This is a genomic window from Streptomyces sp. SID3212 (genome assembly GCF_009865405.1).
GTDB lineage: Bacteria > Actinomycetota > Actinomycetes > Streptomycetales > Streptomycetaceae > Streptomyces.
In genome coordinates, this window is sequence record NZ_WWJY01000864.1 from 1 (window position 1) to 13,368 (window position 13,368).

At 70.6% G+C, this 13,368-nt stretch carries 11 protein-coding genes; 5 read left to right on the forward strand and 6 right to left on the reverse strand.

Annotated elements, in window-relative coordinates:
• Positions 1 to 69 precede the first annotated feature (69 nt).
• Complete coding sequence (locus tag GT042_RS26070; RefSeq protein WP_161311172.1) at positions 70 to 1,185, forward strand: mechanosensitive ion channel family protein; 1,116 nt, start codon at positions 70 to 72, stop codon at positions 1,183 to 1,185.
• Between the two features lie 19 nt (positions 1,186 to 1,204).
• A complete protein-coding gene (locus tag GT042_RS26075) occupies positions 1,205 to 1,888 on the forward strand; it encodes an NAD(P)-binding domain-containing protein (RefSeq protein ID WP_237531185.1) in 684 nt (227 codons plus the stop codon).
• An 85-nt stretch (positions 1,889 to 1,973) separates the two neighbouring features.
• On the opposite strand, the gene GT042_RS26080 is transcribed toward GT042_RS26075, so the two are convergent.
• The 4 genes from GT042_RS26080 to GT042_RS39915 all read right to left on the reverse strand — a co-directional run bounded on the left by GT042_RS26080 (position 1,974) and on the right by GT042_RS39915 (position 5,394).
• Positions 1,974 to 3,128: an LLM class flavin-dependent oxidoreductase gene (locus GT042_RS26080; RefSeq protein ID WP_161311173.1), complete on the reverse strand. Its 1,155-nt coding sequence runs from the start codon at positions 3,126 to 3,128 to the stop codon at positions 1,974 to 1,976.
• An 81-nt stretch (positions 3,129 to 3,209) separates the two neighbouring features.
• Positions 3,210 to 4,415, reverse strand: coding sequence for an SfnB family sulfur acquisition oxidoreductase (locus tag GT042_RS26085; protein ID WP_161311174.1), 1,206 nt, complete (start codon positions 4,413 to 4,415; stop codon positions 3,210 to 3,212).
• 102 nt (positions 4,416 to 4,517) lie between these two features.
• A complete protein-coding gene (ssuE, locus tag GT042_RS26090; RefSeq protein WP_161311175.1) occupies positions 4,518 to 5,090 on the reverse strand; it encodes an NADPH-dependent FMN reductase in 573 nt (190 codons plus the stop codon).
• Positions 5,091 to 5,271: 181 nt separating this feature from the next.
• On the reverse strand, positions 5,272 to 5,394 hold the full coding sequence (locus GT042_RS39915; protein ID WP_272925754.1) for a putative leader peptide: 123 nt from the start codon (positions 5,392 to 5,394) through the stop codon (positions 5,272 to 5,274).
• Between the two features lie 122 nt (positions 5,395 to 5,516).
• Here GT042_RS39915 and GT042_RS26095 point away from each other — a divergent pair, with 122 nt between their 5' ends.
• On the forward strand, positions 5,517 to 6,440 hold the full coding sequence (locus GT042_RS26095) for a LysR family transcriptional regulator (RefSeq protein WP_161311176.1): 924 nt from the start codon (positions 5,517 to 5,519) through the stop codon (positions 6,438 to 6,440).
• On the opposite strand, the gene GT042_RS26100 is transcribed toward GT042_RS26095, so the two are convergent.
• Positions 6,437 to 8,491 carry a TerD family protein gene (locus GT042_RS26100; protein ID WP_161311177.1) on the reverse strand — a complete coding sequence of 685 codons (2,055 nt, stop codon included), beginning with the start codon at positions 8,489 to 8,491 and terminating at the stop codon, positions 6,437 to 6,439. The two genes, GT042_RS26095 and GT042_RS26100, sit on opposite strands and share 4 nt — an antisense overlap.
• Before the next feature lie 111 nt (positions 8,492 to 8,602).
• The gene (locus GT042_RS26105) at positions 8,603 to 10,909 is read right to left on the reverse strand and encodes a terpene synthase family protein (protein WP_345943918.1); all 2,307 of its coding nucleotides are present in this window, start codon (positions 10,907 to 10,909) and stop codon (positions 8,603 to 8,605) included.
• 176 nt (positions 10,910 to 11,085) lie between these two features.
• On the opposite strand from GT042_RS26105, the gene GT042_RS26110 reads away from it, so the two are divergent.
• The gene (locus GT042_RS26110) at positions 11,086 to 11,763 is read left to right on the forward strand and encodes an HhH-GPD-type base excision DNA repair protein (RefSeq protein WP_161311178.1); all 678 of its coding nucleotides are present in this window, start codon (positions 11,086 to 11,088) and stop codon (positions 11,761 to 11,763) included.
• A gap of 78 nt (positions 11,764 to 11,841) precedes the next feature.
• On the forward strand, positions 11,842 to 13,368 hold a 1,527-nt coding region (locus tag GT042_RS26115; protein WP_345943919.1), incomplete at its 3' end, for a M28 family metallopeptidase.

Below are 13,368 nucleotides of genomic sequence, written 5' to 3' on the forward strand. Positions count from 1 at the left end.
CCCCGGGACCCGTCCGGCCCGTTCGAACCGTCCGGCCCGCCCGACCCGCCCGGCGCCGGGAGACCACCGGTGAACCGTGTGCTCACCTGGCACGACCTGCTCATCGCCGGCGGCGCCGTCGTCGTAGGACTCGGCGCCGGACTGCTCCTCCGCATCGCCCTGCGCTGGCTCGGCGAACGCGCGACCCGGACCCGCTGGGGCGGCGACGACATCATCGTCGGCGCCCTGCGGCTGCTCGCCCCGTGGGGAGCGTTCGCCATAGGCGCCTCCGCCGGCGCCGCCGCCCTCCCGCTCACGCCGACCGTCGGCCACAACGTCAACCAGGTGCTGGTCGCGCTGCTCATACTGGCCGCCACCTTCGCGGCGGCCCGGGTCATCGCCGATCTCGTCCAGTCCGTGACGCTGTCCCGGTCCGCGGTGGCCGGCTCCGCGACCATCTTCGTCAACATCACCCGGGTCACGGTGCTGGCGATCGGCGTCCTCGTCCTGTTGCAGACGCTGGGCATCTCCATAGCGCCCCTCCTCACCGCCCTCGGTGTGGGCGGCCTGGCCGTCGCGCTGGCCATGCAGGACACCCTGGCCAACCTGTTCGCCGGGGTGCACATCCTGGTCTCGAAGACCGTCCAGCCCGGCGACTACATACGGCTCAGCAGCGGCGAGGACGGCTATGTCGTCGACATCAACTGGCGCAACACGGTGGTACGGCAGCTCTCCGACAACCTCGTGATCATCCCCAACTCCAAGCTGGCCAGCACCATCATGACCAACTACCACCGCCCCGAGCAGCAGATGTCGCTGCTCATCCAGGTGGCGGTCGGGTACGGCAGCGATCTCGACCAGGTCGAGCAGGTGACCAAGGAGGTCGCCGAGAAGATCATGTCCGAGGTGGCCGGCGGGGTCCCCGACCACGAGTCGCTCGTCCGCTTCCACACGTTCACGGAGGCGGGCATCGGCTTCACGGTGATCCTGCGGGCGCTGGAGTTCGGCGACCAGTACCTGATCAAACACGAGTTCATCAAGGCTCTGTACGGGCGCTATCGCGCCGAGGGCATCGAGATCCCCGTACCGGGACGGACCGTCGTCATGCGCCGGCAGGAGAACGCCGCCATCCCGCGCCCGCGCCGGGAACAGTGGGGACAGCAGGAACCGCAGGAACCGCGGAAACCTCAGGAACAGAACGGCTGACCTGCCCGTTGCCGTACACATGGCAACTCTTGGACTCATTGGCAGCGGACAGATCGGAAGCACGCTGGCGCGCATCGCGGTGGCGAACGGGCTGGACGTCGTGGTCAGCAATTCACGCGGCCCCGAGACCCTCGCGGACCTGGTGGCGGAGCTGGGCCCGCGCGCCACGGCCGGCACCCCGGCGGAGGCGGCGGCCGCCGGGGACTGGGTCGTGGTGACGATCCCTCTCAAGGCGTACCAGCAGGTCCCGGTCGAACCGCTCGTGGGGAAGACCGTCCTCGACACGAACAACTACTACGCGGACCGCGACGGGACCCTGCCCGAGCTGGAGGCGGGGACGACCACGAGCGGCGAACTGCTCCAGGCGCACCTGGAGCGTTCGCACGTCGTGAAGGTGTTCAACAACATCTACTTCCAGCACCTCGCCGTCCTCTCCCGGCCGAAGGGCGCACCGGACCGCAGCGCGCTGCCGATCGCCGGGGACGACGCGGAAGGCAAGGCGCGGGCGGTGGAGTTGCTGGACGCCCTGGGCTTCGACGCGGTGGACGCGGGGCCGCTCGCGGAGAGTTGGCGGTTCGGGCCGGGGACGGACGCGTACGGCAGGCTGTACGCGGAGGAGCGTGACGTGAACTTCACGCAGCGGAAGGCCGCCCCGGCGCAGGCGGCCGAGGTGACCGGAACCCTGGCGGCGGCGCGGCGCTGAGCCTGCACCCAGCGCGTGGGGTGGGCGGCTCCGACCGTACGTATCACCGGAGCCGCCCCTCGCCGACCCGCGGACGGGGCCCGCGTCAGCGCCCCACCTCCGCCGCGAACGGAACCGACACCGGACCCGCCGCGCCCGCCGCCGCCGGGTGCGTCCACAGCCCCGCCTCGGCCAGCCGGGGCAGCACGCCCTCGCCGAACCAGTACGCCTCCTCCACGTGCGGGTGGCCGGACATGATGAACTCGTCGATGCCCAACCGGCTGTATTCCTCGATGCGTTCGGCCACCTCGGTGTGGCTGCCCACCAGCGCCGTCCCCGCGCCACCCCGTACCAGACCGATCCCCGCCCACAGGTTCGGCGAGATCTCCAGCCCGTCCGTGCTGCCGCCGTGCAGGGCCAGCATCCGCCGCTGCCCCTCCGACTCGCTGCGCGCCAGACCCGCCTGTACGGCCTTGATCGCGTCCGGCGAGAAACCGTCCAGCAGCCGCCGCGCCTCGGCCCACGCCTGGTCCGCGGTGTCCCGCGTGATCACGTGCAGCCGGATGCCGAACCGTACGGTCCGGCCCTCCTTCGCCGCGAGACCGCGGATCCACTCGATCTTCTCGGCCACCTGCGCGGGCGGCTCGCCCCAGGTCAGGTAGACGTCGCTGTGGCGCGCGGCGACCAGGCCGGCCGCCGGGGAGGACCCGCCGAAGTACACCGGCGGCACCGGGTCCGGCACCCGCGCCAACTTCGCCTCCTCCACCTGGAGATGCTCGCCCTTGAACGTCACCGTCTCGCCCTGCCAGAGGTCCCGGACGATCGACAGGAACTCCCCCGTACGCGCGTAACGGGCGTCCTTGTCGAGGAAGTCGCCGTACGCCCGCTGCTCGTGGCTCTCCCCGCCGGTGACGACGTTGAGCAACAGCCGCCCGGGCGCGTGCCGTTGGAAGGTCGCGGCCATCTGGGCCGCCAGCGTCGGCACCACGAAGCCCGGCCGGAAGGCGACCAGGAACTTCAGCCGCTCCGTCTCGCGCGCCAGCATCGCCGTGGTGAGCCAGGCGTCCTCGCACCACGCGCCGGTGGGGGTGAGCGCGCCGACGAACCCCAACTGCTCGGCCGCGCGGCCGATCTGGGTGAGGTAGCCGAGATCGGCGGGCCGCTGCCCGCCCGCCGCGCCCGCGGGGAGGCCGTGGCCGCCGCCGACTACGTGGCGGCTGTCGCCGTAGGTGGGCAGGAACCAGTGGAAGGTGAGACTCACGGAACTCTCCAGGAAACGAAGTACGCGGCGAAGACGAACAGGACGGGACTGGACGGAACGGGAACGGCAGGTGCCCCCGCGTCAGAGAAGACCGTGGCGCGGTGGCCGCGTCCCGCTCAGGACGTAACGGCCGAGGTGCTGCACCTTCCAGCGGACCGGATCGTGCAGCGTGTGCGTGCGCGCGTCGCGCCAGAACCGGTGCAGGTTCAGGCTGTCCAGCGCCGCCCGCGTCCCCGCCACCTCGAACAGCGCGCTGCTCGTCTCCACCGCCGCCGTCGCCGCCTGCACCTTCGCCGCGGCGACCGCGATCGAGGCCTCGGCGGCGGTGTCGTCGGTGAGGTCGGCCGCGGCGGTGTCCACCGCGCCGGCCGCCGCCGCGAGGAGCGCGTCCGACGCCCTAACCTGGAGCGACAGTTCACCGAACCGCTGGATCAGCAGCGGGTCCTCCGCCGCGGTCTCGTACCCGCTCTCGAACCACGGCCTGCTTTTCGTACGGACGAACTCGGCCGACTCCGTCAGCGCGGCCGACGCGATCCCCGCGTCGATGGCCGCGTGCAGCAACTGCGCGACAGCGCCGTGCAGTTGCGGCCCCTGGAAGGTGAGGTGGTGCGGTACGACCCGGTCGGCCGGCACCGCCACCCCGTCCAGGCGGACCGTCCCGCTCGCGGTGGTGCGCTGCCCCATCCCGTCCCAGTCGTCGACGACCGTCACGCCGGGCGCGTCCCTCGGTACGTACGCGACGTGCAGCGCGTCCTCCTCGGCGCGCGCCAGGACGGGGATCCAGTCGGCGAACAGCGCGCCGGTGGAGTAGTGCTTCTCGCCGGTCAGCCGGTACGAGCCGTCGGCCTCGGGGACCAGTCTCGTACGGATGTCCTGGACGTGCTTCGTACCACGCTCGGACTGCGCGTTGCCGAACCGCCGCCCGGCCAGCACCTCGCCGAAGAAGAACTTCTGCTGCTCCGAAGTCCCCTGCCGGCGCAGCACGTTCACGTACACGAAGTGGTTCTGCGGGATCTGGGAGAGGCTCGCGTCGCCCGTGGCCAGCAGCCGGAAGACCTCGGCGAGCGTACGGGCGGAGACGTCGGCGCCGCCGTGGGCGCGGGGCACGGTGATGCCGAGGAGGCCGGAGGCGGAGAGCCGGTCGAGTTCGGCGTACGGCAGCGCGCGGTCCGCGTCCCGCTGCCCGGCACCGGCCCGGAAGGCGTCGGCCAGCACGGCGGCCACGGCGAGGGCTTCGGCCTCGCCGGTGATCACGTGGGCCGGCGAGGAGGGATGGGGTGCGGTCACGGTACGGCCTCCGGGGAGAGAAACGGTTCAGCGGGCGGCAGGGGAAGGGGTACGGCGGGCGGAGCGGCCGTGGTCAGCGGCCGTGGTCAGGAGGGGAAGGCATCACGCGGCCACGACCACATCCTCGGCTTCCGCCGACACCCGGCCCGGCCGCAGCGCCAGCGAGAACTGGTCCACCACCCGGTCCAGCGCCTCCCGCGACTCGGGATCCACGACCACTCCCCCATCGTCCAGCACGGTGATGTGCCGGTCGAGGACGAACCAGCCCTGGACGATGTGCGCGGCCCCCATGGAGGAGAGCACGGGCCGCAGCGCGTAGTCGATGGCGAGCACGTGCGCGGTGGTGCCGCCGGTCGCCAGCGGCAGGACGGTCTTGCCGGCCAGCGCGTACTGCGGCAACAGGTCCAGCAGGGTCTTGAGCAGCCCGGAGTACGCGGCCTTGTAGACGGGGGTCCCGACGACCACCCCGTCGGCCTGCTCGAACAGCCGCCGGGCCCCGGCGATCGCCGGATGCCCGAAGTCGGCGCCGAGCAGGGCCTCGGCGGGCAGCGTACGGACGTCGCGCGGCACGACGTGGTGCCCCTGGCCGGTGAGACGGCCGTCCAGATGCCGGAGCAGCCGGGCGGTGCGGGACGTGGGGGACGGACTGCCGGAGACGGAGAGGATCGTGGCCATGGGATTCACCTCGGGAGGGGATGGCGCGAGGACGAGATTCATGAATGTCTCGTCAAAAAGAACGGCCGACTGTGGCCGGACAGCAAAAAGGGGAGGAAAATTCGCGCTCCCCGAGCGCCACCGGAAACCGGCGCGCGCACCATCAATAGCGGTACCGACGGGGGAGGGAAATTCCCAGCACTCAGCCCGTGCGCAGACAGAGGGCACTGGAGACGCGTACGAGATCGACATGACGGCGCCGGGTCAGCTCTCGCAGATCCCTCATCAGCACGTCACCGCCTCGCAGCATATTCAACAGACCCATGGGACAGGAGCGTACTCGCGCCCTCCCGCACGGGTCGATTCGGTATCCACGACGTGGTGATAGGGTTTACCTTCCAGTGGGGGCTGAAAGGTTCCCGTGGGGGCTGAAAGGCGAAATCGCCGATGCGAATAGAGCAGCTCGAATACATCGAAGCGGTGACCCGGCTGGGCTCCCTGCGCCGCGCGGCGGAAGCCCTGCACATCTCCCAGCCGGCCCTGAGCGAGACCGTCCGCAATCTGGAACGCGAACTGGGCGTGGACCTCCTGGACCGCCGCCGCTCCGGCGCGAAGATCAGCGCCGAGGGCCGTGAGCTGCTGCCGCACATCGTCGGCGTCCTCGACGCGGTCGACCGGCTGCGCCGCGCGGCCGACGACCAGCACCGGACCAGCAGGACGCTCCGCCTCGGTACGGTGAACGCGGCCACGGTCCCGCTGCTCGTCCCCACCATCCGGGAGTTCCGCGCCGCCCACCCGGAGACCCAGATCGAGGTCATCGGCGCCCAGCAGGCGGACATCCACCGCGAACTGCTGGAGGGCGGCCTCGACCTGGGCCTGGTCAACTACCTGGAGGGCGACGACAAGCCCACGGGCCTGCACTCCACCGAACTCCTGCGCGGCCGCCCGGTGGCGTGCGTCCGCACCGACAGCCCCCTCGCCGCCCAGCGCACGGTCTCGGTGGCCGACCTGCTGGCCCAGCCCCTCATCGTGATGCGCTCGGGGTACGTGATGCACCGCTACGTACACCGCCTGCTGGAGGGCCGCAGCCCGACGTTCTCGTACTCCACGGACGGCGCGGAGATGGGCAAGCTGATGGTCGCCGAGGGCCTGGGCACGACGATCCTCCCGGACTTCAGCGTCACCGGCGACCCCCTGGAACGCTCCGGCCTGATCACCCACCGCCCCCTGGCCACCGAGGACACCGCGGTCCTCCTGGTCCTCCAACGCCCCCTCTCGGGCCCCACCCCCACGGCGTCCCGCGCCCTCCACGAAATCTTCGTGAAGAGCGCCAAGACGTACGCCGCCGCCACCCCCCGAGACAGGCTCTAGGGCGCGTCCGCGCGCTGGGGACGCCGTACAGGACGCCGCTCCAGCGGCATGACCACGGCGACACAGAAGCGGTCCACCGCGTCGTCCACACTCCGGATGAAGCCCGACTCGGCGTTGCCGCGCGTATTGCCCATTCCCTTGAAGAGCGAGAGCCGGAATCCGGTGATCTCGGCATCCCCCTTGGGCAGCAGGTCGCCGGGCTCGGGGCGCAGCCGCTCCAGCGTGCCGCGCGGCCCGTTGCCGCCGCCCGCCACCAGGGTCTGGACGTGGAGATCCGCGGGCGCGTCGGCGAGCTGCCGGATCAGGCGCTTGGCCCAGGTGAGGGGGTAGCCCTGATCGGGCGCGGGGATGTCCACCGACGTACGGATCTTGCCGGTGCGCAGGTCCGCGGTGATCGCGAGGATCCCCTGGGTCCCCTCGATCCTCAACTCCGCGTCCAGGCGCCCCTCCTGGCAGAGCAGATCGGCCAGCACGCCCCGGCGGGCCTTCGCGTCGGTGGCGCGCCGCACCCGCTGGACGGGCAGCACCTTCTGCCCGAGCTCACCCCCGAGCCGCAGACAGACCTGCCGGACCAGCCGTTCCCAGCTCGCCACGACGTCGACGGCCCGGGGATCTCCCTGGCAGAGCGTTTCGTCGTCGATCCCCTTGCGTACGGGCACCCAGGCCGGGCCCATGTTCTGGAAGCCCTGGCAGCCGGAGTTCTCGTGCTGGAGATAGTGCAGCAGCTCCTGGAGGAGCCAGGCGTGCGCCGCGTTCCCGACGCCCTCGTGGCGGATCAGCATCTGCGCCTGGTGGGCGACCTCGGCCCAGGACAGGTGCCACAGGGCGACCTTGTGCTTGCGGCGCCCGTCGATCTTCACGTCGACCAGCGGACTCCCCTCCAGCGCCACGTCGTTGCACAAGGTGATCACCGCGTCGTAGCCGCGCCGGGCCGCTATGTCCATGTAGTCCTGGACCTGCTGGTCCTTGAGGGGATTCCCGTTCGTCTTCGTCTCGACCAGAGCGGTCCACAGCCTGCCCGCCCGCTCCACCCGGATCACTCCGTCGGGCCGCTTGGGGCTTTCGCCGTGCGGCAGGGACACTTCGGTGAAGGTCTCCATCCGCCCGACCGGCGCCCCGAATCCGGCGGTGAGCCGCCGGCCGAACTCGGGCACCTGCGCCATCACGGAGAGCAGGACGGACGTCGCCCTCGTCTCGCGCTCCCGGTCGCTCTTGAGCGACGGTACGGGGAAGAGCCTGGCCGGGTGCCAGGTGTTGTTGTCCGCGAGGCTCTTCTTGGCGACCTTGGGCAGGGTCACCTTCTTCCTGACGGTACGGGGCCGGCGCGCCACCGGCGGCGTGTGCTCCACCGCCACCTGCGCCGGGATGACCACGGCCGGGCCGGTGTCGGCGACGGCCCCCACCCCGTCGCCGGCCGTCCGCGTCACCTCGTCGGACACCGCGGCCGGTTCCTGCGCGACGTCGTCCGTCGCGTCTTCCGTCCCGTCGTCCGTCGTGTCGTCGGCGGCGTCGTCGACGTCGATCCCGAAGTCCGTGGCCAGACCGGCGAGTCCCGTCTCGTACCCCTGCCCGATGGCACGGAACTTCCACTCGCCGCCGCGCCGGTAGAACTCACCGAAGACGAAGGCGCTCTCGGACCCCGCGTCGTCGATGGAGAACCCGAGCAACTCCTCGCCCGTGCGGTCGCAGACCGTCAGCCGTAAGCCGTCGAGGTCCCCGAACCGCGCGCCCTCGTACCGGCTGGCCGCCACGACGATCTGCTCGACGCTCGCCTCCATCTCCGTGAGACCGAGGCTGATGCGGTCCTCGCTGCCGCTGTCCGTCGGGGTCTTCCCCAACAGGTGCACGCTCCCGTCGGCAGCCGCCGGGTTGTTGTAGAAGAAGAAGTCGGCGTCACTGCGGACCTTTCCGCCGTCCCCCAGCAGCAGTACGGAGACGTCCGCGTCCCCGTCCCCCTCCTCGCTGCTCCAGCTCAGGCCCACGCGCACGGAGCCCGCGTCCTCGCTCAGGGACGCCAGTCCGACATTGGCGCCTTTGACGATTTCGTACATGTCCCCACCCCCTGGTGGCGGGCCGCCTCTCCCCAGGGGTGGCCCGCCACGTCGTGTCGTGTGACGCACCGCACATTCACGGTGCGAAGGAGTGGAACCTTAGCGGGCCCGTCAGTTCGCCGCGCCGGGAACCGGTTCGGGGCGGGGGAATCTGATGCGGGTCGCCGAGGTGCCGAGGCCCGAGGGGGGTGGGGGGATGCGGCGCGTGAGGCCCGCGCGGTCCTCGATCAGGTCCGACTCCCGGTAGCGGAAGCAGTCGCGGTGCCAGACGAGGATGCCCGACAGCCAGTTCTCCAGCTCCTTCACGTAACCGTCGAGCGCGTCCCGCGCCGTGTCGTCCAGGTCGAAGTCGTCGTACAGGGTGGGGAGTTCGTTTGCGACGACGTGCTGGAACTGGCGCATGCGGGAGTTCATCAGGTCGTCGATGATCCTGAGGCCGGTCGCGTAGTCGCAGTCGAAGAAGTTCTGGACCACGAGGATCCCGTTGTGGATCTCGCCCTCGAACTCGATCTCCTTCTGGTACGAGAAGACGTCGTTCAGGAGCATCGCGTAGTCCTGGGCGGCGTTCTGGAGGGACTGCATGGGGCCGGTCCGGTAGATCTCGGGCGGTACGGCGTCGCCGAGGCCGATCCGGCACAGGTTCATCGTCAGGTCCGAGCCGAACGTGCGCCGGCGCATCTCGATGTAGTCGACGGGGTCGGGGATCCGGTTCAGGATCTGGTTGTTCATCTCCCAGACCCAGCTGTCGATCATGTCCTCGACCGACTTCCGGAAGGCGCGGCGGCCGTCGAGATCCATCGGTCCCGCCGTACGGGCCCACAGATCGGCGAGGCCCCTCTCCAGGCCGGTGTACGCCGGCGGTGTCTCGTCGGACTCGACGGGCATGAACAGCAACAGCCGTTCGTTGCACGCCTTCGCGCCCGCGAGGTCGCGGACGCTGCCGTAGATCACCGGGTACAGGTCGTCGCCGTACGTCCCCCAGGCCAGCCAGTCCGACGACAGGTCCAGGCCCTCCGGCGTGGCGTCCGGGTGGATGCCGGCGGCGCACAGGGGGAGGTCGATGCGGCGCAGGCGCTTCTCGTCCCAGACGTCGGAGCCCGGCCGGCCCGGCTGCGCCTCCAGGATGCCCATGCGGTGGCACCACTCGACCACGTGCTCGCGCGAGTGGGCCAGATGCGGGCTGAGCTTCGGCTCGAACGGGACCTGGAAGTCCGGCAGCACGGAGGGGCCCACCCGCTGGAACGGGACGTGGCTGAAGCTGCGGATCCGCGCGGGGGATCCGGCGGTGAGCGTCTTGAGGTAGGCCGACGCGGCCGTACCCAGCCCGACCGGTGTCATCGAGAACCCGGGGACGTGGCCGAGGCCGGGACCGAGGCCGCCCGCACCGGCTCCGCCGCCCCCCACACCGACCGCGCCGGCCGCGCCCGACTCGGCGCCGTTCATGTACCGGCTGGAGCGCATGTGCCACTCGTGGCCGCCCGACTGCCAGTCCTGGAGGCCCTTCACGTACGCGAGGACGTCGGCGCAGGCCACCGGATCGAGGCCCTTCTCGGCGAAGAGGGGGCCCAGCTCGGTCAGCGTGGTGTTCTCGAACTGCTGGAGGCGGGAGGTCAACAGGTCGTTGACGGCATCGGCCGCCTCCTGTGTCGTACAGCCGAGGAACGTCTCCAGGACGAGGACGCCGTTGCTCAGCTCACCCTCCTCCTCGATCTCCCGTTGGTACGAGAACAGGTCGTTGCGCAGGTGGACCCCGTCCGAGAACGTGTCCTTGAGGACCCGCAGCGGCCGGGACCCGGCGACCTCCGCCGGGATCTCGGCGCTCACGTACTCGATGAGGCCCGCCGACCAGGGCGCGCCGCCGACCTTGCGGCGCATCTCGATGTACTCGACCGGGTTCGCGATCCGCTCCGCGTTGATGTTCGCGAGCTCCCAGTCGGATTCGTTGAGCAGGTTCTCCGTGCTCTCGGCGAACCGCTCCCGCCACGCCATCGACATGCTGGGGACCGTACGGGCCCAGAGGTCGGCCAGCCCCGCCTCGACGGGATTGGTCGGCTCGGGGAAGCCGTCGGCGAGGTCCATCGGCATGAAGGCGGCCAGCCGCTCCAGGTACGCCTTGCCGCCGTCTCGGTCCTGGGGCTTCTTGAAGACCTCCAGGAAGTGGTCGTCGAAGAAGAAGACCCACACGTACCAGTCGGTGACCAGCGACAGCTGGGGCGCCGTGCAGTCCGGATGGGTGTACGAGCAGAGCAGGGCGTAGTCGTGGGAATCGAGGTCGTGCTCGTCCCAGACGCCGGAGCCCTCCAGCATCCCCATGTCCCTGGCCCATTGCTTGGTGTGCGCTCGCGCCTCCTCCAGATGCGGGTTGAGCCGGGCCGGATAGGACATGTAGAAATCCGGCAGTTCAAAGGGCTGTGTCACTGACGCGTGGCCTTTCCCGAAGCGCCCGGGAGCGTTCCCTGTCACCCGGTCGGCTCAGCCCTACCCCTCGTCCGGTGCACCCATCCGCACCACAAAATAGTCATATGAACGTACCGACGGGGCGGCCTGTGGACAGCCTGCGTGCGGCCCGCCGGATACCGCGCGATCATGAGGAAATGAGCACCAAGATCCAGTTGGCACAGCAGCCGGAAGCCGACGACCTGCTCGGCCGCAGCCCCCTGGCCGCCCTGGTCGGCATGCTGCTCGACCAGCAGATTCCGATGGAATGGGCCTTCTCCGGCCCGTACACGATCGCTGTCCGCATGGGCCGCGACGACCTCGACGCCCGCGAGATCGCCGCGTACGACCCCGAGGCCTTCGCGGCCCTCCTCTCCGAGAAGCCCGCCGTGCACCGCTACCCGGGCTCCATGGCCACGCGCGTCCAGCAGCTCTGCCAGTTCCTGGTCGAGCACTACGACGGAGACCCGGGCGCCCTGTGGCGCGACGTCGCCACCGGCGCCGAAGTACTGACGAGGCTGAACGCGCTGCCGGGCTTCGGCAGACAGAAGTCCCAGATCTTCCTGGCGCTGCTGGGCAAACAGTTCGCGGTACGGCCCCGCGGCTGGCGCGAGGCGGCGGGGGCGTACGGCGACGAGGGGTCGTTCCGCTCGGCCGCCGACATCACGGGACCGGAGACCCTGGCCAAGGTCAGGGCCTTCAAACAAGAGGCGAAACGAGCCGCGAAGCAGAAGGCGGAGAAGAAAACGGAGAAGCCGGAGAAACAGGAGAAGGCACGGAAGCCGGAGAAACCGAAGAAAACGAAGAAGGGGGAGAAGTCAGGGGAAAAGGGCTGAACGGCACCGGCATGGTTCCCAGAAGCCCCGCCGGTCGCTAGTTTTCCCTGACATTTGTTCGCACCGGAAGGACCTTCTGTGAACGCAACACCCCGCGCCTCACGCCGAGTTCTGGCCATCGCGGCGGCCACGGCCCTGGCCGCGCCGCTGCTCCTGGCGGCCTCCCCGGCCAGCAGTACGCAGTCGCACCACCACCACGGCTCGCACGCGGCCAAGGACGCGGCGAAGCTCTCCCGGAAGCTCGTCCGGGAAGCCTCCGCGCAGGACGTTCTCCGGCACCTGAAGAAGTTCCAGGCCATAGCGGACGCCAACGGCGGCAACAGAGCCGCGAGTTCGCCGGGCCACGAAGCGTCGGCCGCGTACGTGTACAACGAGCTCAGGAAGGCCGGCTACCGGGTCTCGTACCAGACCTTCGAGATCACCTACATCGAGACGCTCGCCGAGACGCTCCGGGTCACCGCGCCGACCCCGCGCGACGTCGCCATCTCCGCCCTGTCGTACACGACGTCGACCCCGGTCGGCGGCGTCACGGCCGAGCTGGCCGCCGTCCCGCTCGACGCGACCACGGGATGCGAGCCCGAGGACTACGCGGCGGGGGCCTTCACCGGCAAGATCGCCCTGATCCAGCGCGGCGGCTGCACCTTCGCCGTCAAGCAGCAGCAGGCGGCGGCGGCCGGCGCGGTCGCGGCGATCATCTACAACAACACGACGGGCGCCATCAGCGGCACGCTCGGCGACCCGGACGCCGGGGTGATCCCGACCGGCGGCATCACCCAGGCCGACGGCGAGGCCCTCGCCGCCGACGTCGCGCAGGGACCGGTGACGGTCACGGCGGAGATACGCCAGTTCCAGGAGCAGCGGAGCACCCGCAACGTGGTCGCGGAGACCAAGGCGGGCGACGCCGACCGTACGGTCATGCTCGGCGCCCACCTGGACTCGGTCGAAGCGGGCCCGGGCATCAACGACAACGGCTCCGGCTCGGCCGGCCTGCTCGATGTCGCCCTCGACCTCGCCAAGACGCACGACAAGCCCGCCAACAAGGTCCGCTTCGCCTGGTGGTCCGCGGAGGAGCTGGGCCTGCTCGGCGCCGAGGCGTACGTCGCCGGGCTCACCCCCGAGCAGCAGGCCGACATCGCCCTCTACCTGAACTTCGACATGATCGGCTCGAAGAACTTCGCGCAGTTCGTCTACGACGGCGACGACTCCGACGCCACCGGCGCCGGCCCGGGCCCCGACGGCTCGGCGCAGCTGGAGAAGGGCATCAACAGCTTCCTCGACCGCCGCGGCCTCCCGCACGAGGGCACCGACTTCGACGGCCGCTCCGACTACGGCCCCTTCATCGACGCGGGCATTCCGTCCGGCGGCACCTTCACCGGCGCCGAGGGCATCAAGACCGCGGCCCAGGCCCAGAAGTACGGCGGCCAGGCCGGAGTCGCGTACGACGCCTGCTACCACTCCGCCTGCGACGACCTCTCCAACATCAACAAGAAGGCCCTCGACGTCAACGTCGACATCATCGCCGACGCCGTGGGCACGTACGCCCACGACCTGCGGGCGCTCCCGAAGCGGCCCGCCTCCGCGCCGGCCGCGCGCATGGCCGGCGCG